We start from the raw sequence: 20,248 nt of genomic DNA, 5'->3' as shown, positions 1-20,248 counted from the left end.
ATAGGGGCGGGCGGCGATCCGGCGAGGTCATGCCAAACCTCAAGGTCAAAGCCCGAGCCGTCCGCGCCATCCCTTTGGCGCGTCGATGCGGGTCAGCGCCAGCCATTCGGCCATCAGGCGAAGCTCGTCGCCGAGAGCGGGGGCGACCTCGTCCGGCGTCACGCCGGCTTCGGGATGGATCGAGTGGACGACGAGAGCGCCCCTGGCGCGGTCCGCCTTGAGGTCCACGCGGCCGACGATGCTTTCGCCGAGCAGGAAAGGCAGGCAGTAATAGCCGAATTCGCGCTTCTCGGCGGGCGTGTAGATCTCGATCCGGTACCGGAAATCGAACAGGCGCTCCGTGCGCGTGCGCTCCCAGACGATGGGATCGAAGGGCGAGACGAGGGAGCGCGCCTCGATCCGGCGCGGAAATCTCGCCTGCGGATCGAGATAGACTGGCCCGCTCCAGCCTTCGACGGTGACCGGAACGAGATCGCCCGCCTCCACGAGCTCGGGGATGCGGGCCTTCGCGTCCTGGGCCTCCAGGCGGAAATAATCGCGCAGGCAGCGCTCGGTGGCGATGCCGAGCGCCTGGATCGAGCGTCTCAGCAGCTCGCGCTGCGCTTCGTCCTCGGCGGGCGTGGGCGCGTTCAGCACCTCGGACGGCAGGGCCCGCTCCGGAAGGTCGTAGATGCGCTCGAAGCCGCGCCGCGTCGCGGTCGTCACCTCTCCGGCCCAGAACAGCCATTCGAGGGCGCGCTTGCCGTCGCTCCAGCCCCACCAGGCGCCTTGGCCCTTGCCGCCGATGGAGAGGTCGCCCGCGCCCATCGGCCCCTGCGTTTGGATCTCCCGCCGCACCTCCTCGATGAAGGCGCGCTTCTCCCGGCCGAATCGCGCGAGCCCGCCATAGATGCCCTCGCCCCTGGCGGCGCGCGCCATGCGCCAGCGGAACAGGGGGTGGAGGTCGAGGGAGATCAGCGAGGCTTCGTGTCCCCAATACTCGAACGTCTCCCGTTTCCTCGGATGATAGGCGAGCCTTTCGAGCAGCTCCCGGTCATAGGCTCCGAGCCGGGAAAAGAGCGGCATGTAATGGGCGCGCACCAGCACGTTCACCGAATCGATCTGCAGCAGGTGCGAGCGTTTCAGCAGGCGTTTCACATGGCGGGCACTCGCGCCGTCCGGCCGCGCCTCGTGAAATCCTTGGGCGGCGAGGGCGATGCGGCGGGCCTGGGCGAGGGAGAGTTTTGTGCGGGCGGTCATGAGGTCGATCGAAACAGGCGTCCAGCTAACGTGACCGCGGCGTTTCCGGCAAGGGCCTTGTGCGCGGCGCGACCGCGAGCGCCGTCGCCATGAAGCCGGCGAGCTTGAGGGCCGCGACCGCCATGTGCCCCGTCTCCCACCGGTTGCGGATCGCGACGAAGTCTTCGGGCACCGGGCCGGGCTGCCATGTGGCGAGCACTTCGTTCGCAGGCCGGACCCAGCCGAACCAGAGGGCGAGGCCCAGCGAGAAGAGGAGACAGCCCGCCAGGGCCGGCCGCCGCCGGCCGCGGTCGTGCCATAGCAGAAACGCCAGAACGCCCGTCGCTGCGATCGCCGCGACGTCGAGAGGCCCGCCGATGAGGGCGAAGAGTGCGAACTGGCCGTTGAAGACCGTCGCCTCGCGCCACAGCTCCGGTGGCCACACGGTCAGGCGCGGCGGCGCTTCCAGGACATGGGCGAAGGAGGGGCCCAGGCTCAGGGCCGCCAGGGTGAGAGCCACAAGGCTCCAGAGTCGAAGCATCGCGCCGATCCTTTCACGAAACCCCGTGGGAAACACCCCATTGCGGGAACCGTTCTCTCCGGCGGCCGTCGTCGCTCCTGCGGGGTGCTCGGATTCGGCGCACAGCCACTTCCGGCGCATATCTGCCTTGCAATAGGATTTGAGACAAACCCGCGCCGATCTCTTAGACGGGCGAGCCCAACCGCGAAGGATGAAGATGGACCAGCCAGCCCCCCAGGCCGCGAGAGGCCATGCAGCTCCGGCCCTGAGCCATGCCGAGATCCGCACGATCATCATCGGCATCATGCTCGCGATGCTGCTGGCGGCCCTCGACCAGACCATCATCGCGACGGCGCTTCCCACCATCGGCCGCGAACTCGGCGACCTGGAGCACCTGCCCTGGGTGGTGACGGTCTATCTTTTGACGTCCACGGCGGTCACGCCGCTCTACGGGAAGTTCAGCGACAGCCACGGCCGGCGGGGCACCATGCTGATCGGCATCGTGATCTTCATTCTCGGTTCGATCGCCTGCGCGGCAGCGCCTAACATGCTCGTGCTCATCCTCGCGCGCGGCCTCCAGGGGCTCGGGGGAGGCGGCCTGATCGCCCTCGCCCAGACCATCGTGGCCGATATCGTGGCTCCTAGGGAGCGGGGGAAATATCAGGTCTATTTCGCCAGCGTCTTCATGACGGCGAGCCTCGTCGGCCCGGTGCTCGGCGGGTTCTTCGCGGAGCATCTCCACTGGTCGGTGATCTTCTGGATCAACCTGCCGCTCGGCCTCATCGCCTTTTTCCTCGTCTTCCACAGCCTCAAGAAGCTGCCGCGCCACGACCGCCCGCATAAGCTCGACCTCCTCGGTGCCCTGCTGCTCGTCGGCGCGACGGTTTCGCTGCTCCTGGCTCTGAGCTGGGGCGGCCTGCGCTATCCCTGGCTGTCCCTGCCGATCTTCGGTCTCGTCCTGGGCTCCCTGGTCCTGTGGGGCCTGTTCGCGATCCGCATGCGCCTTGCGCCGGAGCCGCTGATCCCGCCGGGCGTGCTGCACAATCCGGTGGTGCGCATGGGCGTGCTCTCCGCCTGCTTCGGCATGGGCACCTATATCGGGCTCACCATCTACCTGCCGGTCTATTTCGAGGCCGTGCGCGGGCTCTCGGCCTCCGTATCGGGGCTGGCGCTCATTCCGCTCATGGTCGGAACCGTCTGCGGCGCCACGGTCTCCGGGCGCAGCATGGCCAAGGTGAAGCATTACAAGCGCATGCCCATGATCGGCCTGTTCGTTGCCATGGTGGCGACGGGCCTGCTCGCGGCTTTCGCGCACAATCTGCCGCTCGCCCTGGTGGAGGTGCTGCTCGCGGTCATCAGCATCGGTCTCGGCACGCTGCTCCCGGTCTCCACGGTCGCGATCCAGAACGCGGTGCTGCCGCACGAGCTCGGCACCGCGACGGGCACGGCCAATTTCTTCCGTTCCCTCGGCGGCGCGCTCATCGTCGCCGTGTTCGGCGCCATCGTGCTCAGCGGCTCGGGGCTTTCGGGCGCGGCGAGCTTCGAGACCCTGGCGGGCGCGGCGGCGCAGAGCGGCGTCGATCTCGCCGATATCTTCGCCTACGTCTTTGCCGCGGCCGTCGCGGGCTTCGGCCTGGCGCTGGCCTTCCTGCTCGCCATGGAGGAGCGGCCCCTGCGCGGCGGCGCCGTGAAGGCGGCGGAGGCGGCTATCGCGGACTAGCGGAGCTCAAATCCGGTTTCGGATGAGGATCCACGCGGCGGCGAGAACGATCAGAAGCACGAGAATGAGGCCGGTCGTTTCGAAAACGGCCTGGGCCCGCTGCTCGGCGGCCGAGCGCTCCGAGGACCGGCACGTCGGGAACGGAGGGAAGAACGCCGGGAGCCAGGACGTTCGCCATGAGATCGGGCGGCATGGGTCCCTCCGGACGGCTTGCGCGAAAATCTCAGCTTGGCCTTGGTCGTGGCCGGAAACGTGGCCGGTTTCCGTCAAACCTGCGGCGTCATGCCTGGGGATAGCCTCGCAAGGCTGTGGAGGAGTGCGCCGGGGCGGACACTTTCGGGAGCTTTGCCGTGTTAGCGCATCGTGCGGAGAGGCGGGCCCGAAAGGGCATTCCCCTTTCGGGTCCGATGCTCTAGGACCGGAACGAATTTCGAACATGGACGAGGGAGGCTGATGAAGGTCGGCATCGACATGGGGGCGGTTTCCTCCGCCCCCGGAGGACAGAGGGCTCAGCTCGATCTGGAAGAGCTTTTGGCGACGCGTCTGCTCGTCCAGGGGAATTCCGGGTCCGGCAAATCCCACCTCCTGCGCCGCCTTCTCGAGCAGAGCGCGTCCCTCGTCCAGCAGGCCGTCATCGACCCGGAGGGCGATTTCGTCACGCTCGCCGACAAGTTCGGCCATGTGGTGGTGGATGCCTCCCGCTCCGAGGGCGACATCCAGCGCATCGCCGCCCGGGTGCGCCAGCACCGGGTCTCGGTGGTCCTGAGCCTGGAGGGCCTCGACGCCGAGGCGCAGATGCGCTGCGCCGCCGCCTTCCTGGGCGGCCTCTTCGATGCGGAGCGCGATTTCTGGTATCCCATGCTCGTGGTGGTGGACGAGGCGCAGCTCTTCGCGCCTGCCGCCGCCGGCGAGGTGTCGGACGAGGCCAGAAAAGTTTCGCTCGGCGCGATGACCAACCTCATGTGCCGCGGCCGCAAGCGCGGGCTTGCGGGCATCATCGCCACCCAGCGCCTCGCGAAGCTCGCCAAGAACGTGGCGGCGGAAGCCTCGAACTTCCTCATGGGCCGCACCTTCCTCGACATCGACATGGCCCGCGCCGCCGACCTTCTGGGCATGGAGCGCCGCCAGGCCGAGATGTTCCGCGATCTCGAGCGCGGCCATTTCGTGGCGCTCGGCCCCGCGCTCTCGCGCCGTCCGCTGCCGATCCGCATCGGCGAGGTGGAAACCGCCGCCCGCTCGGGTTCCTTCAAGCTCATGCCGCTGCCCGAACAGCCGAAGGCGGATGCGCGCGACCTCATCTTCACGCCGGGCGAGGACGAGATGGCCGCCCGCCCGGTCCTGCCGCGCCGCGCTCCGCCTCCGCCGCCCGCGCCCTCCACCAACGATCTCCTGGCCCAGCTCGCCCGCACCCGCGCGGCGGCGGCGCCGGAGCCCCAGGCCGAGGAGGTCACGGAGGAGACAAAGGCCGAGCGCGAGGCCGCGCTCGACGCGATCCTGCGCGAGATTCTGGACGATCCCGAGGCCGCCTTCCGGTCCGTGGCCGTGCTCTATCAGGATTTCCTCGTGCGTTGCCGCATCCGCCGCATCTCCGGCGAGCCCCTGAACCTGAACACCTTCCGCCGCCGCCTCGCGGTCGCGCGCGCCGGCGTCGACACCGCCACGGCCGAGGGCACCGAATGGGACCGCGCCGTCGCCTTCGCGGGGGCGCTCGAGGAGGATATCCAGGGCGTCTATCTGCTCATCGCCCGCGCGGCGATGGAAGGCTCCGCCTGCCCGCCTGACGGCGAGATCGCCCGCGCCTGCGGCAGCCGGTCGCCCGGCCGCGCGCGCCGCCTCATCGCCTATATGGAGACCCGCAACATCGTCGTGACCCGCAACGACCCGCGGGGCCTGCGCATCATCGCGCTCCCCGATCTCGGATGGGAGACGGGACCGGGCGACCCGAACGCGTTCGAGGAACCGGTCTCCACGCCGGACACGCGGGATCTGTTCGCAGCGGGGTAGACCCTTCTCCCGCGCGGGAGGAGCCATGAGCGCCAGACGTCTTCCGTGTAGCCTTCCCCAGCGCTAAAAGACCCAACGTCATAAAAACGAGAAGCATGCCCATGCAGAACGATCCCTTGAGCCTCGATGAAATCACCCGTCGCGTCGAAGCGAAGGCCGCCGATTACTGCGCCCTGAGCGACCGCATCTGGGCGATGCCGGAACTCGCCTTCGAGGAGCACCGCTCGGTCGCCGAGCAGATCGCCATGCTCGCGCGCGAGGGCTTCCGCATCACGGAAAACGTGGGCGGCATGGCCACCGCCTTCATCGCGGAATATGGCAGCGGCGGTCCCGTCGTCGGGATCCTGGGCGAGTTCGACGCGCTGCCCGATCTCGCCCAGGTGTCGGGCGTGACCGAGCACAGGCCGACCACGAAGGGCGCGCCCGGCCACGGCTGCGGGCACAATCTCCTCGGCTCCGGCTCGGCGCTCGCGGCGGTGGCTCTGAAGGACGCGCTGGAGGCGGAAGGCATCGCCGGGACGGTGCGCTATTACGGCTGTCCGGCGGAAGAGAGCGGCTCGGGCAAGACCTTCATGGCGCGCGAAGGGCTCTTCCACGATCTCGACGCCGCCTTCTGCTGGCATCCGAGCGTGGTCAACGAGGTGCAGACCACCTCGTCGCTCGCCTGCATCCAGGCCTATTTCCGCTTCACGGGCCGCGCGGCCCATGCGGCGGCCGCTCCCCATGTAGGCCGCAGCGCGCTCGACGCGGTGGAGCTCATGAACGTGGGCGTGAACTACATGCGCGAGCACATGCCCTCCGACGCGCGCGTGCATTACGCCATCACCAACACGGGCGGCGATGCGCCGAACGTGGTGCAGGCCTATGCGGAATCGCTCTATCTCGTGCGTTCGCCGCATCTGCCCGATGCGGAGCGCCTGTTCGAGCGCGTGAAGAAGATCGCCCAGGGCGCGGCCCTGATGACGGAAACGTCCTTCACGGTGCAGATCACGGATGCGACGTCGAACGTAGTGCCCAACAAGGTGCTGCAGGAGGTCATGTACGAGAACATGAAGCGTCTCGGCGGCCCGGGCTTCGACGACAGGGATTATGTTTTCGCCGGAGAGCTGCAGAAGACGGCGCTCACCCGGGAGGAGATCCTCGCGAGCGTCACCCCGCACGACCGGTCGCTCGCCGCCGAGGTGCTGCATGACGGGCTTCTCTCCATGCCGACCCGGGAGGAGGTCCAGATGGGCACCACCGATGTGGGCGACGTGAGCTGGATCGTCCCGACCGTGCAATGCCATACGGCCTGCTTCGCCATTGGAACCCCGTTCCACACCTGGCAGCTCGTCGCTCAGGGCAACCTGCCTGCGGCTCACAAGGGCATGGTGCTCGCCGCCAAGGCCATGGCCACCACGGCGGCCGATTGCCTGCGCAATCCGGATATCATCGCCCGCGCCAAGGCGGAGCTGAAGGAGCGCACGGGCGGACGCTCTTACGTCTGCCCGATCCCGCCGGAGGTGACGCCGGACGATCTGCGCGCCAAGGCTGCCTGATCACGGGGCTACAAACTTGCAAGGATCTCGCCCGTATGGGCCCGAGATCCTTGCATTTCGGCAAGACGCTATTGGCGCGTGGCCGGGTCGAACTCTGGCCGGCCCGGCCTTATCTTCCGGTCAACACCCATGGAGCATTCCCATGAAACTGACCGGAATTCATCATCTCACCGCCGTCACAGCCGACGCATCCGGCAATCACGCCTTCTACACGCAGGCCCTCGGCCTGCGGCTCGTGAAGAAGACCGTGAACCAGGACGACGTGAGCGCCTATCACCTCTTCTACGCGGACGGACAGGCCACGCCCGGCACGGACATCACCTTCTTCGACTGGCCCGTGACGCGCGAGCGGCGCGGTACGCACAGCATTAGCCGCACGGGCCTGCGCGTGAACGGCGAGAAGGCTCTGCAATGGTGGAAGGACCGCCTGGCCTCCCTCAACATCGCGCATGACCCGATCGTCGAGCGCGACGGACGGCTCGTCCTGGACTTCGAGGATTTCGAGGGGCAGCGCCTGAGTCTCGTCGACGACGGCGGCCGGGGCGAGGCGCATCCGTGGGAGCGCAGCCCCGTTCCGGCGGAATACCAGATCCGGGGCCTCGGCCCGATCACCATCTCCGTTCCGAAGCCGGAGCGCACGGCCCTCGTGCTGACCGCCGCCATGGATATGCGGGCGACGCGCGAATACCGCATCGGCGACGCCCCCGTTCATGTGTTCGAGATGGGGGAGGGCGGGCCCGCCGCGGAGCTGCACATGGCGGTAGAGCCTCATCTGCCGTTCGCGCAGCCGGGCGCCGGCGGCGTGCACCACGTGGCGTTCCGCACCCCGAACGAGCAGACCTATCAGGAATGCTGGGAGCGCCTGCAAACCTTGCGCGCGCCGTCGAGTGGCCCGGTGGACCGCTACTATTTCCGCAGCCTCTATTTCCGCGAGCCCAACGGCATCCTGTTCGAGATCGCCACCGACGGCCCGGGCTTCGCCACGGACGAGCCGATGGAGACGCTCGGCGAACGTCTTGCGCTGCCGCCTTTCCTTGAGCCGCGTCGTGCGGAGATCGAGGCGGGCCTGAAGCCGCTGGCGGCGTGAAAGCCCCCGTGTCGCGTTCCAAGCCGCCTTGCCGTCCTGGCAAGGCGGTCCGGATCAGCGGCAATGGGCGCGGTCATTGACCAAAAGGAAATAGGCGCGGGACCTTGCCATAAGCGAGGTGCAATCGTATATCGATCTATATTACGTAATAACGTCCGTATAGACCATCGTCTTCCCGGATAAATAAAGTTTTACCAGACCCCATATAAACGTGTATTTACTGAGCACTACGATGGGGCTGATGATGTCTAAATTTAAAGCGAGAGCTCTTTTTTTATGTGCGCTCGTCGCGCTCTCGGCATGGTTTGGAACCACGATTGCGGAAGCCGCGTCGCTTCCCATGCCTACGGAAAAGCCCATTCTGACCATTTCGGGCAAGATTGCCGTCACTAACAAAGGCGACACGGCGGAGTTCGACCGGCCCATGCTGGAAGCCATGGGCATGGAAACCTTCACGACCTCGACCCCGTGGTATGCGGGTCCGACGAAATTCGAAGGCATACCGATCGCGAAGATCCTGGACAGGCTCGGCGCCTCGGGCCAGCACCTCATGGTGGTTGCCCTCAATGACTACAGCAGCGACGTCCCGGTCGCGGACGTCCGAAAGTACAAGGTTCTTCTCGCACTCAAGGTGAACGGAGAATATATTTCCGTCCGCGACAAGGGCCCTATCTTCATCATCTATCCCTTCGATACGGATCCCGACCTCCAGCACCAGACCTATTACGGCCGCTCGGTGTGGCAGGTGTCCAAAATCGTCGTGAAATAACGCCAATTCTGGGCACTTCGGAGAATTAGGCTTGTCGCTGCGCACGCTCAAATTGGTGCTTGCCGTTGTCATTGCCGGCTTCATCGTGTCCGCGGCCTACATCTCGATTCTCATCGTCGAGCGTCAGGATGTGCTCAAACATGTCGCGCGCTACAACACGCCTTGGCACGCCGCGCAGGCCGTGCACGAGTTCACGCGGCTGGAGCAGCGCCTGAGCGCCTTCGCGGCTCATGATCCGACGGTCTCTCACGATGAGGTCGCGCTGCGCTACGACATCATCGTGAGCCGAACCAATCTGCTCTTTGCGGGCGATTTCCGGGAATTCCTCTATTCCGCTCCCGAATGGCTCACCGTGGCCCAGGAGCTGGATAAGACGCTCAAGGAAATCCAGCCCGAGATCAATCAGCTGGACCGGCCGGATGCCGCGATGAGGGCCCTCAAGGCGCTGGAGCCGTTGGAGATCAAGCTCGCGGGCCTCGCGGCTGCGGCCAATCATTACGGCGGACAGCGTGCCGAGCAGGATCAGCACGAGCTGATCCGCCTGCATTGGCTGTTTTCGAGCCTGGCGGCCGGACTGATCGTTTTCGGCTTGTTCCTGCTGGCGCTGCTGGGATGGCACAACAGGCTGCTGGAGCGGGCGCACAACGAGCTGCGGCTTTACGCCGACAACTTCGAGAACATTTCCGCAAAACTGGAGAAGACCAACAAGGCGCTCAGCAGCGCCTACGAGGAACTGCAGCTTCGCAACGAAGCCCTGCAGGCCCAGGAGCACGAGCTCAGGATGCAGAACGAGCGCTTCGATGCCGCGCTCAACAACATGTCCCATGGCCTCTGCATGGTGGACGATTCCGAGCACATCATCGTCTTCAACGCGCGCTTCGCGGAACTCTTCGGCATCGACAGAACCGTGCAGCCCGGAGTCACGCTCGGCCACCTGATCGGCCAGGCGGAGGCGCAGGGCTGCGAGGGGGCAGGGCCCCTGCGCGGCATCGTGGCCGAGCAGCAGGAGCTCATGCGCAAGAGGCAGCAGTTCGGCTTCATCCACGAGGAGCCCGACGGGCAGACCTTCGCCATCTCCCATCAGCCCATGTCCAACGGCGGCTGGGTGGCGACCTACGAGGACATTACGGAGCGCCGGCAGGCGGAATCGCAAATCGCCTACATGGCCCATCACGACGCGCTCACCGATCTCGCCAATCGGGTGCTCTTCCGCCAGCAGCTGGAACACGCTCTCGCGGAAACCGGGCGCGAGCGGCTGAAGATGGCGGTTCTCTGCCTCGATCTCGATCGCTTCAAGGATGTGAACGATTCCCTCGGCCACGAGACGGGCGACGCGCTTCTCAAGCTCGTGGCCGAGAGGCTTCGCAGCTGCATCCGCCCGCAGGACGTGGTTGCGCGTCTCGGCGGCGACGAGTTCGCGATCCTGCAGCTCGCCATCGACGATCAGCAGGATTGCGCGGCCCTCGCCACGCGCATCGTCGAGACCGTCAGCATGCCTTACGATCTCGAGGGGCAGGAAATCGTCATCGGGACCAGCATCGGCATCGCCGTCGCCTCCGAGGGAAATCTCTCGCCCGATCAGCTTCTCAAGCAGGCGGACCTCGCACTCTACCGCGCCAAGGCCGACGGACGGGCGACCTACCGCTTCTTCGAGCCGGAGATGGACGCGGAGCTGCAGGCCCGCCGCCTCCTCGAAACCGACCTGCGCAAGGCTCTCGTGAATCGCGAATTCGAGCTGTATTTCCAGCCGCAGGTCAATGTGCGCGCGAACGAGATCGGAGGCTACGAGGCGCTTCTGCGCTGGCAGCATCCCGAGCGCGGCATGATCTCGCCCGCCGAGTTCATCCCGGTAGCCGAGGATATCGGCCTGATCTCGCCCCTGGGCGACTGGGTGCTGGAGCAGGCCTGCCTGGTGGCCACCGGATGGCCCAAGGATATCAAGGTCGCGGTGAACCTCTCGCCCGTGCAGTTCCGCAACAAGACCCTCGTGCAGAGCGTGAGCCGCGCCCTGGCCCGCTCCGGCCTGGCGCCGGATCGGCTGGAGCTGGAGGTCACGGAATCGGTTCTTCTGCAGGACAACGAGCTGACGGTCGCGACATTGCACCAGCTGCGCCGCATGGGCGTGCGCATCGCCATGGACGATTTCGGCACCGGCTATTCCTCGCTCAGCTATCTGCGCAGCTTCCCCTTCGACAAGATCAAGATCGACCAGAGCTTCGTGCGCGAGCTCTCCTCCCGCGCGGATTGCCTGGCGATCGTGCGCTCGATCGCGGGGCTGGGCGCCAGCCTGGGCATGTCGACCGTCGCCGAGGGAGTCGAAACGGAGGACCAGTTCCTTCAGATCACGGCGGCCGGATGCACCGAGGTGCAAGGCTACTTCTTCGGGCGGCCCAAGCCTGCCTCCGAACTCGTTCACACGCTCGCGACCAAGAAGCGAAAAGCGGAAGTCGCCTGACGCGAGCGGTCAATCCCATCACAGACAGGAGCAGGACCCATGAAGACCTATTGCGAATTCACGTTCGAAGCCGCCCACTCCGTGCATCCTTATTCCGGCCTGCATGGGCACACCTTCATCGTCAAGCTCACCTTCGGCGGCCCGGTCGACGAGGTCTATGGCTGGCCCGTCAATCTCTACGACGTGGAGAACTATATCAAGGAGATCAAAGGCGAGCACGGTTCCGGCCTGGACCATGGCAACCTGGATCTCAATCCCGAGATCGGCGTCGCTTCCCTCGAGAACGTCACCACCTACATCTGGCGCAAGGTGAAGGAGCGCTTCCCGAATCTCGAAGAGGTCGAGCTCAAGCGCGGCATGTCGGGGTCGTCGGAAGGCTGCATCTATCGCGGCGAGACGGCGCCGGCCGATCTCGCGGCGTGAATTTTCACCACGTGCGGCGCCTGAAGATTTCTTCTTCGAGCGCCGCGCGTTCGAACCTTACCGGCCCACGCCGAAGGAATACGACACGGTGAGGCCGAGGCCGATCTGATTCTCGGAGCCGAACTCCTGAACGATCGGGCTGTCCGCCGCATCGCCCACGAGGCGCTTATAGGTCACGAAAGCCGTCGTCGTCCATTGCTCCGACCAAGTGTAGGATGCGCTCGCGGTCGCTCCGACGGAGGTGATGCCGCCGGACGGGCGGTAAGCCCAGACCTGTCCGTTCAGCGCGGCCTCCTCGGGCGTCACGCCGAAATAGGTGCGCGTGAACTCTCCGTCGCCGAGCGACAGGCGCGGGCCGGCCGAGACGGTGAAGGCTCCGTAGGTCTGAACCCAATCGAGGCCCAGATCGGCGACGAAGCCGTGATGCCCGTTGATGCCGTGACGGATCTCGGCGCGGGCGCGCAGGAAGTCCGCGGGCCAGTATTCCACGAACAGGCCGGGCTCGACTGCCCAGTTGATCTTGTCGAGGCCGACGAGCCGCCTGTCGTCCTGCAAGTAGCGTCCCCCCACGAACCGGCCGACCGCGCCGATGCGCAGCGTCGAATCGTCCAGGAACGAGAAGCTCACCCCGTCGTCAGGAGCGCTGAAGCGCTCGACCGTTCCCGCCCGGCGCAGGCTGAAGGACGGATAGCCGACGAAGCTCAGGTCGTCCGCGCCCGGATAGGTGGGCTGCGCCTGCAGATTGGCCTTCAGCGTCACGATCCAGCCAGTGGGACTGTCAGGCAGGATCGTGAAGAACGGATCCGCCGCCTGAGCCGACACCGAACCCGCGCCTGCGAGCAGTAACGTGGCAAGGGCGAGCGATTTCGGGAGGCGCATGGTTCGTCACCGTATGTGCGTGATCGGGGCTCCGTCCTGACGGCAAACGCCGGTGAGGTCAAGCCGTCCCGCGGCCGACACTATGATTTGGATCAAGGCACGGTGAACGAAAGGCGAGCGAGAATGGTGTCCGGCATCAAGGAGATTAGCCGTGAACAAAGATCTCAAGCTTCCCCACGACGGATTGATTCTGGTCAGCGACGGGCGCAAGGCGCTGTTCCTGAGGAACCAGGGAGACGATGTCTACCTGAACCTCCAGGTCGAGCGGGTGCTTCAGGCTCCGGACGATTCGCCGGCGCCGGGGGCGGAGAATCCCGGCCCCCGCGGCGAGCGCCATGTCATCGAGCAGCCCGATCACCAGGATCAGGCCGAGCGTCGGTTCGCCACGACGGTCGCCGATGCGATCAATGTCGTCTGCGCGAGTGCGGATGTGAAAGCCATCGTGGTGGCGGCGCCCCCGCGCACCCTGGCGCAGCTGCGGACCCACTTCTCGGATGCAGCGAAGCAGAAGATCCTCGCGGAAGTGAACAAGGACCTGACGAAGCATCCCGTCTATGAAATCGAGCAGCATCTGACGGCGCGCGCCTGAGGCGCCGCGCAGGGGGCTTGCCGAAGGCCGGCCCCCTGCTCAGAACTTTTCGCCTTCCCGGGCGGTTGTCGGATGAAACGATGAGGAGAAGGCTTCCTTGACCGCGATTGCCAGCAGCCGCCCGCAGCCCGACGAGTTCTATCCGAAACCGCCCCCGACGGAGCCGGTTCCGGGCATTCCGACGCCGCCCGAAACGCCCATGCAGCCGGACGCGCCGAGCGTTCCGTCATCCCTCCCCGAGCAGCCGCCCGAGCCGGACAGGCCGGTGATCCATCCGACACCCCAGCCTGAGGTGCCTTAGAGCATCGTGCGGCCCGTCGGGTCCGCGCGGAACGATGCTCTCTTCTAAGGAGAAGGCATCGGATCTGCCCCAAAAGTGCAAATCTACTTTTGGGTCCGATGCTTTAGGCGAGCAGGCTCGCGGCGAAGCGCGCGCAGACGAGCACGAGGAAGATGCCAAAGGCGACTTCGAGCCGGCGCTTCGAGAGCCGATGGGCGAGCCGCGCGCCCACGGGCGCTATCCAGGCGCTGGTGGGGATGAAGAGAAGGAGGCCGATGAGGGAGACGTAGCCCAGCGCCAGGGGCGGCTGGAAGGCCACGACGTTCGGGTAATCCGCCATGTGCGGCCAGCCTGCGTAGATGTAGCCGATCGCGCCGGGAATCGAGATCAGGATGCCGAGGCCGGACGATGTCGCCACCGCCTGATGGATAGGCCGGTTGTAGAAGGTCATGAACAGGTTGGAGAGCTGTCCGCCGCCGATCCCCATGAGCGCGGAAAGGACGCCGATAAGCCCGCCATAGGCCACCATGATGGGCTTGGCCGGCATGTCGAGGCCGAGCCGCCAAGTGTCCTTGCCGAAGAGCAGGCGGATGGCGGAGATGCCCGCCACCACCACGAACACGCCCTTGAACAGCTCGGCCGGCGCGAACCGGGCGATGAAGCTGCCGACCACGACCCCCAGCACGACGGGCACGGCCCACACCCTCAGGATCGACATATCGACCGCTCCCTTGGCCCGGTGCGCATTGAAGGAGCGGATCGATGTCGGAACGATGATGGCGAGCGAGGTGCCGACGCAGAGCGGCATCCGCACCTCGTCGGGAACCTCGATGAGCCGGAACAGCTCATAGAGGATCGGCACCGCCACGGCCCCGCCGCCGACGCCAAACACGCCCGCGAGGAGCCCGGTGAGGGCGCCCGCCCCGAGCAGCGCGACCACGAGCCAGGCGAGATCGAAGAGAGAGATGCCGAACATGAGAAGATCACCGAAGAGCGGACGGGAAGCGCCTGTCTCAAGGTCATGAGACCTCCGCTTGCTAAAGCAAGGCCGCGGCCAAGGGAATTGGCCTAAAGAGAAAGACTTCCTGTTCGCGTCACAGGCTCCCGGATTTCCGGGCGGTCCGGCGGAGACGGCGCCGTCAGGTGGCGCTGCTCTCCACCCGCAGATTGTTCTGCACGTGCCGCACGCCCGAGGCGAGCTCGGCGAGATCCTCGGCGCGGTACTTGAGGCCGCGGCTCGCCACGGTGCCGGAGAGCGTCACCTCGCCGTCCGTCACCGCCACCTCCAGGTTCGAGGCGTCGATGAAGCGGTCTTCCGTCAGGCGCTCGCACACGTCCTCGTGAATGCGCTCGTCGGAGCGCTTGTAGCCCTTCGGGCCGCGTCCGCGATGGGGACCGGACATGCCACGACCCGTATCGCGTCCCATGTCGTGCCCGCCGCGCAGATCCGGATCGTTCGGATCGCGATCTCCAAGGGCGCCGAGGCCCGAGCGATAGCGCGCATAAGCGGGCGCAAAGCCTTCGTCGTCGCGGGGTCCGCCATGGCCATCGTCGATCACGCCGCCGGAGAACTCGGCGGCATCGCTGCCGTAGCCGCCGGGATATTCCCGGCCTTCGCCGCGGAAGCCGACGGCCCCGGATGGAACGTCGCCATAGCCGTTGTCGTCGTTATAGGGGTTCCGGTTCCTGCGGCGGGTGTCTACCATGGCTTGAGCTCCTGTCCTGTGCCAAGTCCTGTTCTGTGCCAAGAGCAACAACCCGATCCCTCCCAGGTTCCCAGCCCATGAAAGCCGCGCAACGCATCAGGTTGTTCGAGACGATTTTCGCCCGCGACGGCGGCCGCTGCGTCTATTGCGGCGTGGAAACGCACCGCTTGGGCAAGGGCTTGAGCCGCTCGCCCGCTCTCGCCACGCTCGATCATGTGGTGCCCCGCTCCATGGGCGGGCCGCTCACCCCCACCAATCTCGTGCTCGCCTGCCAAGCCTGCAACAACCGCCGCGGCGTCATGGATGCGCAAGCGTTCCGCGCTCTCGGAAGGCGCGGACTTTCATCCTGATCGTGGAACGTGCGCTCCTGGCCGGACGTTCGGCAGAGGGCGGAGATCCTGGGTAAGGAGCGATCATGAATATCGAAGACAAGGTGCGCGAGGCGATCGTCGCCGAGCTGCGGCGACAGGCGGAAGCGGGAAGCCAGGGCCTGCGCGTCGACATGCGAGAGGCCGAGACGATGACGATCGAGGGCCGCGTCAACCTGGATGAACTGGCGATGGCGGTTGTGGGCTCGCTCGCGGGCGGACCTTAAACGCGCTGCCCGTCGCCGCCCGATGATGGGAGACGGCGGGCGTGGGCGTTCCTGTGATGGTTCCCGCCGCGCACTCAGGCCGGGAGGGACGCCTTGGGCGGCAGCGGGAACAGGCTGATGAACCGTTCGGCCAAGGCCCTGTCGCCCTCCACCGTCAGCACGCCTGCGCTTTCCAGAGCATTCAGCGGCTGGCCGCCATAGATGGCGCCGGCCATCACCGGTGGCGCTCCGGTGAAGATCAGGTCCGCATTGTCCACCGGCCCGCGCGCGATCTCGATCCGCCCCCCGGCGAGATGCGCGAGGAAGGTCTCGGCCTCATTCAGGCGAAAGCCGATTCGTGCGTCAAGGCCTTCCGCCCTTCGGGAATCCAGCATCGTGCGCAGCGACAGGACGAAGGAGGCGACGCTGAACGGCAGGGTCGGGTCGTGCAGGGGCGAGCGGGCGGCCCAGCGGCCGAGCGCCTGGAAGATCGGCTCGCTCTCGTAGCCCCAAGACGTCAGCTCGTAGACCTGCACGGAAGCCGGCGGCGGCAGCTTGCGGCGGACGAGGATGCCTGCCGCCTCCAGCCCTTCGAGCCGCTGGGTCAGCACGTTCGCGCTGATGCCCGGCAGGCTCTCGCGCAGATCGCTGAACCGTTTCGGCCCGAGCATCAGCTCGCGCATGACCAGCAGGGCCCAGCGCTCCCCCACCAGATCGAGCGCATGGGCCGCCGCGCAGGCGTCCTCGTAGTGGCGCCTCGGCCGCGTTTCCGGTTCGTTAGTTATTTTTTCTAACTTCATAGTTGCAATTTATAACTTTGTCTGGAATCAATGTCAAAACCAGAAGGGGAGGAAGCCATGCCGAAACTCATATTCGTGAACCTACCGGTCGCCGATCTCGACCGCGCCAATGCGTTCTACGAGGCCATCGGAGCCGTCAAGAACCCGCAGTTCAGCGATCACACCGCCACCTGCATGGTCTTCTCCGAGACCATCCATGCGATGCTGCTGACCCACGACAAGTTCCGCCAGTTCACGCCGAAAAGGATCGCCGACGCGCGCGAGACGACCGAGGTGCTGATCTGCCTGTCAGCCGACAGCCGCGAGGAGGTCGACGGCATCCTCGCGAAAGCCGCCGCAGCGGGCGGCCGGGCCGATCCCGGCCCCAAGCAGGATTACGGCTTCATGTACGGCCGCAGCTTCGAGGACCCGGACGGCCATATCTGGGAAGTGATGTGGATGGACGTGGAGGCAGCCAAGACGGCCATGGCCGAAACGGCGACCGCATAAGAACGAGCCGCCGCAGGAGAGGACATGCCAATGACCAGCGAGACCGCCACTCATGAATTGTCGATCACCCGGCTGATCGATGCATCGCCCGAAACCGTCTATCGCGTCTGGACCGAACGCACCGCCGAATGGTGGGCGCCGCGTCCCTACACGACCCCGGAGGTCCATATGGATCTGCGTCCCGGCGGGCGAGGCCTGATGGCCATGCGGGCCCCCGACGGAACCGATCTGCCGCGCGAGGAGGGCGTGTTCCTCGAAGTCGTTCCCAACCGCAAGCTCGTGTTCAGCAATGCCTTCAGGGCCGGATGGATTCCGCAGGATCCGTTCATGGTGGTGATCGTCACCTTCGATCCCGAAGGATCCGGCACCCGTTATACGGCGCGCGTTCGCCACTGGAGCGAGGAGGCGAAGAAGCAGCACGAGTCCATGGGCTTCCATGAAGGATGGGGCATCGTCGCAGGCCAGCTCGCCGCCCTCGCGGAAGGTCGCGCGATTCCCGAAGCGGCGTGACCGGTGGAGAATGCCATGAGCTATGTCGACGGATTCGTCATTCCCGTGCCGACCGGAAACCGGGAGGCCTATCACGCGGCGGCGGCGAGAGCCGCGCCGGTCTTCAAGGAATACGGCGCGCTTCGCATCGTGGAGTGCTGGGGCGACGACCTGCCCGACGGCACGATCACCGACTTCAAGGGCGCGGTGAAGGCGCAGGACGGCGAGAACATCGTCTTTTCCTGGATCATGTGGCCCTCCAAGGAGGCGCGCGATGAAGCCTACAAGACGCTGCTGAGCGATCCCCGGCTCGCCGAAAACGACATGCCCTTCGACACGAAGCGCCTGATCTTCGGCGGCTTCCAGGTCATCCTGGACACGCAGGAGCAGGCATGATGTCCAAGATCGCCCCCTGCCTGTGGTTCAACGGCAAAGCGGAGGAGGCCGCGAGGTTCTACGTGTCCCTCCTGCCCGACTCGCGCATTGACGCCGTCCTTCCCTACACGGTCGAGACCCCCGGCGGATCGCCAGGCGACGTGATGCTGGTGGAATTCACGCTCGCCGGCCTGCGCTACATGGCGCTGAACGGCGGGTCCTCCTTCCAAATCACGCCGGCCGTCTCGTTCTTCGTCAGTTGCGCCGATCAGGAGGAGGTCGACCGGCTGTGGGAGGCCCTGTCGGTCGGCGGCACGCCCATGCAATGCGGCTGGATCACCGATCGCTACGGCGTCTCCTGGCAGATCGTGCCGGAAGCGTTCATCCGCATGGTGAAGGACGAGGATCCCGCAAAGGTCCGCAGGGTCACCGAGGCGATGCTGACGATGGTCAAGCTCGATGTCGGCGCCCTGGAGAAGGCGTATCGAGGACAGCCGGCGGCGTGAGCCGAACGAAGCCGTCGACACCCGGCGAGGCGGTTCGAAGCTGCCTCGCTATCTCTTCGCGCTCACCTTCTGGTGCTCTTCGAGGTAGCTGCGCAGCGATTGCCCGGCCCCTTCGATATGTTTCTTCAGGAGCGTGCAGGCCGCGCCGATCTTGCCTTGCGAGCACAGTTCGAGAATGTCCGCATGCTCGGCGGCGGCGCGCTCCATGCCCTGCGTCAGCGAGAGCTGGAGGCGCGTGTGCCGATCGCTCTCCTGCAGGAGGTTCGCGATGATGGCGAGCGAGCGCGGCTGTTTCGCGTGCTGATAGAGCACCATGTGGAACTCGGTGTTCAGCTCGCCCCAGCGGCTGATATGCATGGCGCGCAGCTCTGAGCTGTATTCCTGCAGGATCTCGTTCAGGCGCTTGTAATCGGCTTCCGTGAGGCGCGGAGCCGAAGCCTTGAGCAGGCGCGGCTCCAGCAGGGCCCGCAACTCGAACAGCTCGTCGATTTCTTCCGTTGAGAGCTCCGAGACGATAGCGCCCCGATGAGGGTGGATCTTCACCAGCCCCTCCGCCTCGAGCTGCATCAGGGCTTCGCGGACCGGGATGCGGCTGACGCCGAATTCCGCCGCCAGGGCGTCCTGGCGGAGCTGGAAGCCCGAGCCGAATTCCCCGTCGACGATCCGGCGCCGCAGCTCCTCCGCGACGGCGGAGGAGATGGTCCTGTGCTGAAGGGATTTCTGGGCGGGTCTGGAAGGCGGCATGGCGACTGACAATTCTGTAACATACGAGGAAGGAGCGCGATCTTATTGCTCTTTGGCGAAAGAGCTAGAGACCCCGGCTTGACATCGGCGATTTTATACAATCTACATTGGCCGAGTTCAACGCCTCATCGCAGGAGCTAAGAGCACAATGGCGAAGAAAATCGGCTGGGAAGGCGTCTTCCCCGCAGTGACCACCCAGTTCAAGCCGAATTACGAGCTGGACCTCGATGCCACCGCCAAGGTCATGGAGGGCCTGATCCGTGACGGCGTCTCCGGCCTCATCGTCTGCGGCACCGTCGGCGAGAACACCTCCCTGTCGCGCTCGGAGAAGGTCGCCATCATGGAAACGGCGAAGGCCGTCTCGCGCGGCCGGGTGCCGGTGATCGCCGGCATCGCCGAGTTCACGACGGCTTTCGCCTCTGAGGTCGCGAAGGAAGCCGCGCGCGTCGGGCTCGACGGCATCATGGTGATGCCCGCTCTCGTCTATTCCTCGAAGCCGCACGAGACGGCCGCGCATTTCCGCGGCGTCTCCAAGGCGACCGATCTGCCGGTGATGGTCTACAACAACCCGCCGATCTACAAGAACGACGTGACGCCCGACATCCTGGCCTCGCTCGCCGATTGCGAGACCATCGTATGCTTCAAGGATTCCTCCGGCGACACGCGCCGCTTCACGGACGTGAAGAACATGGTCGGCGACCGCTTCGTGATGTTCGCCGGCCTGGACGACGTGGTGGTGGAGAGCGTCATGCTCGGCGCGGCCGGCTGGATCTCCGGCATGTCGAATGCCTTCCCGCAGGAGGGCGAGACCCTGTTCCGCCTCGCGAAGGCCGCCCGCTATGAGGAGGCCCGTGCCCTCTACGAGTGGTTCATGCCGCTGCTGCATCTCGATGCCCGTCCGGATCTCGTCCAGTGCATCAAGCTCTGCGAGGAGATCATGGGCCGTGGTTCCTCGCTCACCCGTCCGCCGCGCCTTCCGCTCGGTGACCAGGATCGCGCCTATGTGGAGGCGATCATGGACAAGGCGCTGAAGAACCGTCCGGCGCTTCCCGATGTGGGATTGAAGCCCGCGGCCTGATAAGA

General features: G+C 65.9%; 23 protein-coding genes. 16 read left to right on the top strand and 7 right to left on the bottom strand.

What is annotated here, in order from left to right; genetic code table 11:
* Positions 1-45: 45 nt before the first annotated feature.
* Together ACS5Q0_RS00590 and ACS5Q0_RS00585 are read right to left on the bottom strand one after the other, a co-directional pair.
* The gene (locus ACS5Q0_RS00590) at positions 46-1,239 is read right to left on the bottom strand and encodes a winged helix-turn-helix domain-containing protein (protein ID WP_473124656.1); all 1,194 of its coding nucleotides are present in this window, start codon (positions 1,237-1,239) and stop codon (positions 46-48) included.
* Positions 1,240-1,264: 25 nt separating this feature from the next.
* On the bottom strand, positions 1,265-1,759 hold the full coding sequence (locus ACS5Q0_RS00585) for a DUF1772 domain-containing protein (RefSeq protein WP_473124655.1): 495 nt from the start codon (positions 1,757-1,759) through the stop codon (positions 1,265-1,267).
* A 196-nt stretch (positions 1,760-1,955) separates the two neighbouring features.
* Between ACS5Q0_RS00585 and ACS5Q0_RS00580 the strand changes: the two genes are divergently transcribed.
* From ACS5Q0_RS00580 to ACS5Q0_RS00550, 7 genes are all read left to right on the top strand, one after another.
* Positions 1,956-3,458 carry an MDR family MFS transporter gene (locus ACS5Q0_RS00580; protein ID WP_473124654.1) on the top strand — a complete coding sequence of 501 codons (1,503 nt, stop codon included), beginning with the start codon at positions 1,956-1,958 and terminating at the stop codon, positions 3,456-3,458.
* Between the two features lie 453 nt (positions 3,459-3,911).
* Complete coding sequence (locus tag ACS5Q0_RS00575) at positions 3,912-5,462, top strand: helicase HerA domain-containing protein (protein ID WP_473124653.1); 1,551 nt, start codon at positions 3,912-3,914, stop codon at positions 5,460-5,462.
* 101 nt (positions 5,463-5,563) lie between these two features.
* Positions 5,564-7,000 carry a M20 family metallopeptidase gene (locus ACS5Q0_RS00570; protein WP_473124652.1) on the top strand — a complete coding sequence of 479 codons (1,437 nt, stop codon included), beginning with the start codon at positions 5,564-5,566 and terminating at the stop codon, positions 6,998-7,000.
* A gap of 142 nt (positions 7,001-7,142) precedes the next feature.
* Entirely contained in the window at positions 7,143-8,087 is a 945-nt protein-coding gene (locus ACS5Q0_RS00565; protein ID WP_473124651.1) for a ring-cleaving dioxygenase, read from the top strand.
* Positions 8,088-8,328: 241 nt separating this feature from the next.
* The gene (locus ACS5Q0_RS00560; protein ID WP_473124650.1) at positions 8,329-8,856 is read left to right on the top strand and encodes a putative pterin-binding protein; all 528 of its coding nucleotides are present in this window, start codon (positions 8,329-8,331) and stop codon (positions 8,854-8,856) included.
* Positions 8,857-8,887: 31 nt separating this feature from the next.
* Entirely contained in the window at positions 8,888-11,311 is a 2,424-nt protein-coding gene (locus ACS5Q0_RS00555) for a putative bifunctional diguanylate cyclase/phosphodiesterase (RefSeq protein ID WP_473124649.1), read from the top strand.
* Positions 11,312-11,350: 39 nt separating this feature from the next.
* Positions 11,351-11,734 carry a 6-carboxytetrahydropterin synthase gene (locus ACS5Q0_RS00550; RefSeq protein ID WP_473124648.1) on the top strand — a complete coding sequence of 128 codons (384 nt, stop codon included), beginning with the start codon at positions 11,351-11,353 and terminating at the stop codon, positions 11,732-11,734.
* A gap of 57 nt (positions 11,735-11,791) precedes the next feature.
* Here the strand turns inward: ACS5Q0_RS00550 and ACS5Q0_RS00545 are convergent, their stop codons facing one another.
* Complete coding sequence (locus ACS5Q0_RS00545; RefSeq protein ID WP_473124647.1) at positions 11,792-12,613, bottom strand: MipA/OmpV family protein; 822 nt, start codon at positions 12,611-12,613, stop codon at positions 11,792-11,794.
* Positions 12,614-12,764: 151 nt separating this feature from the next.
* On the opposite strand from ACS5Q0_RS00545, the gene ACS5Q0_RS00540 reads away from it, so the two are divergent.
* Together ACS5Q0_RS00540 and ACS5Q0_RS00535 are read left to right on the top strand one after the other, a co-directional pair.
* Entirely contained in the window at positions 12,765-13,202 is a 438-nt protein-coding gene (locus ACS5Q0_RS00540) for a host attachment protein (RefSeq protein ID WP_473124646.1), read from the top strand.
* A 97-nt stretch (positions 13,203-13,299) separates the two neighbouring features.
* Positions 13,300-13,503 (top strand): hypothetical protein, encoded by a 204-nt coding sequence (locus ACS5Q0_RS00535; RefSeq protein WP_473124645.1) that lies wholly within the window; start codon positions 13,300-13,302, stop codon positions 13,501-13,503.
* A gap of 103 nt (positions 13,504-13,606) precedes the next feature.
* On the opposite strand, the gene ACS5Q0_RS00530 is transcribed toward ACS5Q0_RS00535, so the two are convergent.
* On the bottom strand, positions 13,607-14,458 hold the full coding sequence (locus tag ACS5Q0_RS00530; protein WP_473124644.1) for a sulfite exporter TauE/SafE family protein: 852 nt from the start codon (positions 14,456-14,458) through the stop codon (positions 13,607-13,609).
* A 163-nt stretch (positions 14,459-14,621) separates the two neighbouring features.
* Positions 14,622-15,188 (bottom strand): BON domain-containing protein, encoded by a 567-nt coding sequence (locus ACS5Q0_RS00525; protein WP_473124643.1) that lies wholly within the window; start codon positions 15,186-15,188, stop codon positions 14,622-14,624.
* Positions 15,189-15,265: 77 nt separating this feature from the next.
* Between ACS5Q0_RS00525 and ACS5Q0_RS00520 the strand changes: the two genes are divergently transcribed.
* Together ACS5Q0_RS00520 and ACS5Q0_RS00515 are read left to right on the top strand one after the other, a co-directional pair.
* Positions 15,266-15,538 carry an HNH endonuclease gene (locus ACS5Q0_RS00520; protein WP_473124642.1) on the top strand — a complete coding sequence of 91 codons (273 nt, stop codon included), beginning with the start codon at positions 15,266-15,268 and terminating at the stop codon, positions 15,536-15,538.
* Between the two features lie 65 nt (positions 15,539-15,603).
* Complete coding sequence (locus ACS5Q0_RS00515; protein WP_473124641.1) at positions 15,604-15,783, top strand: hypothetical protein; 180 nt, start codon at positions 15,604-15,606, stop codon at positions 15,781-15,783.
* A 74-nt stretch (positions 15,784-15,857) separates the two neighbouring features.
* Here the strand turns inward: ACS5Q0_RS00515 and ACS5Q0_RS00510 are convergent, their stop codons facing one another.
* Entirely contained in the window at positions 15,858-16,562 is a 705-nt protein-coding gene (locus tag ACS5Q0_RS00510) for a winged helix-turn-helix transcriptional regulator (RefSeq protein WP_473124640.1), read from the bottom strand.
* A 57-nt stretch (positions 16,563-16,619) separates the two neighbouring features.
* On the opposite strand from ACS5Q0_RS00510, the gene ACS5Q0_RS00505 reads away from it, so the two are divergent.
* The 4 genes from ACS5Q0_RS00505 to ACS5Q0_RS00490 are packed head-to-tail and all read left to right on the top strand — an operon-like array spanning position 16,620 to position 18,421.
* Positions 16,620-17,051: a VOC family protein gene (locus ACS5Q0_RS00505; protein WP_473124639.1), complete on the top strand. Its 432-nt coding sequence runs from the start codon at positions 16,620-16,622 to the stop codon at positions 17,049-17,051.
* Between the two features lie 30 nt (positions 17,052-17,081).
* Complete coding sequence (locus ACS5Q0_RS00500) at positions 17,082-17,561, top strand: SRPBCC family protein (protein ID WP_473124983.1); 480 nt, start codon at positions 17,082-17,084, stop codon at positions 17,559-17,561.
* Between the two features lie 15 nt (positions 17,562-17,576).
* The gene (locus ACS5Q0_RS00495) at positions 17,577-17,936 is read left to right on the top strand and encodes a DUF1428 domain-containing protein (RefSeq protein WP_473124638.1); all 360 of its coding nucleotides are present in this window, start codon (positions 17,577-17,579) and stop codon (positions 17,934-17,936) included.
* Positions 17,936-18,421, top strand: a complete 486-nt coding sequence (locus ACS5Q0_RS00490; RefSeq protein WP_473124982.1) for a VOC family protein — start codon at positions 17,936-17,938, stop codon at positions 18,419-18,421. Before ACS5Q0_RS00495 ends, ACS5Q0_RS00490 begins: the two co-directional genes overlap by 1 nt.
* A gap of 48 nt (positions 18,422-18,469) precedes the next feature.
* On the opposite strand, the gene ACS5Q0_RS00485 is transcribed toward ACS5Q0_RS00490, so the two are convergent.
* Entirely contained in the window at positions 18,470-19,165 is a 696-nt protein-coding gene (locus tag ACS5Q0_RS00485; protein ID WP_473124637.1) for a GntR family transcriptional regulator, read from the bottom strand.
* Between the two features lie 148 nt (positions 19,166-19,313).
* Between ACS5Q0_RS00485 and ACS5Q0_RS00480 the strand changes: the two genes are divergently transcribed.
* Positions 19,314-20,243, top strand: a complete 930-nt coding sequence (locus tag ACS5Q0_RS00480) for a dihydrodipicolinate synthase family protein (protein WP_473124636.1) — start codon at positions 19,314-19,316, stop codon at positions 20,241-20,243.
* Positions 20,244-20,248 lie beyond the last annotated feature (5 nt).

The organism is Microvirga sp. HS2, assembly GCF_055792805.1.
The sequence above is the reverse complement of the archived record's forward strand: the minus strand, read 5'-3'. Positions and strand labels throughout refer to the sequence as shown.

Excerpts from the sequence above, each read along its gene's own strand:
- ACS5Q0_RS00560 (WP_473124650.1), top strand. The coding sequence starts at position 8,329 with ATGATGTCTAAATTTAAAGCGAGAGCTCTTTTTTTATGTGCGCTCGTC.
- ACS5Q0_RS00515 (WP_473124641.1), top strand. The coding sequence starts at position 15,604 with ATGAATATCGAAGACAAGGTGCGCGAGGCGATCGTCGCCGAGCTGCGG.
- ACS5Q0_RS00585 (WP_473124655.1), bottom strand. The coding sequence starts at position 1,759 with ATGCTTCGACTCTGGAGCCTTGTGGCTCTCACCCTGGCGGCCCTGAGC.
- ACS5Q0_RS00590 (WP_473124656.1), bottom strand. The coding sequence starts at position 1,239 with ATGACCGCCCGCACAAAACTCTCCCTCGCCCAGGCCCGCCGCATCGCC.
- ACS5Q0_RS00530 (WP_473124644.1), bottom strand. The coding sequence starts at position 14,458 with ATGTTCGGCATCTCTCTCTTCGATCTCGCCTGGCTCGTGGTCGCGCTG.
- ACS5Q0_RS00570 (WP_473124652.1), top strand. The coding sequence starts at position 5,564 with ATGCAGAACGATCCCTTGAGCCTCGATGAAATCACCCGTCGCGTCGAA.
- ACS5Q0_RS00480 (WP_473124636.1), top strand. The coding sequence starts at position 19,314 with ATGGCGAAGAAAATCGGCTGGGAAGGCGTCTTCCCCGCAGTGACCACC.
- ACS5Q0_RS00550 (WP_473124648.1), top strand. The coding sequence starts at position 11,351 with ATGAAGACCTATTGCGAATTCACGTTCGAAGCCGCCCACTCCGTGCAT.
- ACS5Q0_RS00580 (WP_473124654.1), top strand. The coding sequence starts at position 1,956 with ATGGACCAGCCAGCCCCCCAGGCCGCGAGAGGCCATGCAGCTCCGGCC.
- ACS5Q0_RS00490 (WP_473124982.1), top strand. The coding sequence starts at position 17,936 with ATGTCCAAGATCGCCCCCTGCCTGTGGTTCAACGGCAAAGCGGAGGAG.
- ACS5Q0_RS00495 (WP_473124638.1), top strand. The coding sequence starts at position 17,577 with ATGAGCTATGTCGACGGATTCGTCATTCCCGTGCCGACCGGAAACCGG.
- ACS5Q0_RS00520 (WP_473124642.1), top strand. The coding sequence starts at position 15,266 with ATGAAAGCCGCGCAACGCATCAGGTTGTTCGAGACGATTTTCGCCCGC.
- ACS5Q0_RS00500 (WP_473124983.1), top strand. The coding sequence starts at position 17,082 with ATGACCAGCGAGACCGCCACTCATGAATTGTCGATCACCCGGCTGATC.
- ACS5Q0_RS00575 (WP_473124653.1), top strand. The coding sequence starts at position 3,912 with ATGAAGGTCGGCATCGACATGGGGGCGGTTTCCTCCGCCCCCGGAGGA.
- ACS5Q0_RS00565 (WP_473124651.1), top strand. The coding sequence starts at position 7,143 with ATGAAACTGACCGGAATTCATCATCTCACCGCCGTCACAGCCGACGCA.
- ACS5Q0_RS00525 (WP_473124643.1), bottom strand. The coding sequence starts at position 15,188 with ATGGTAGACACCCGCCGCAGGAACCGGAACCCCTATAACGACGACAAC.
- ACS5Q0_RS00485 (WP_473124637.1), bottom strand. The coding sequence starts at position 19,165 with ATGCCGCCTTCCAGACCCGCCCAGAAATCCCTTCAGCACAGGACCATC.
- ACS5Q0_RS00505 (WP_473124639.1), top strand. The coding sequence starts at position 16,620 with ATGCCGAAACTCATATTCGTGAACCTACCGGTCGCCGATCTCGACCGC.
- ACS5Q0_RS00510 (WP_473124640.1), bottom strand. The coding sequence starts at position 16,562 with ATGAAGTTAGAAAAAATAACTAACGAACCGGAAACGCGGCCGAGGCGC.
- ACS5Q0_RS00545 (WP_473124647.1), bottom strand. The coding sequence starts at position 12,613 with ATGCGCCTCCCGAAATCGCTCGCCCTTGCCACGTTACTGCTCGCAGGC.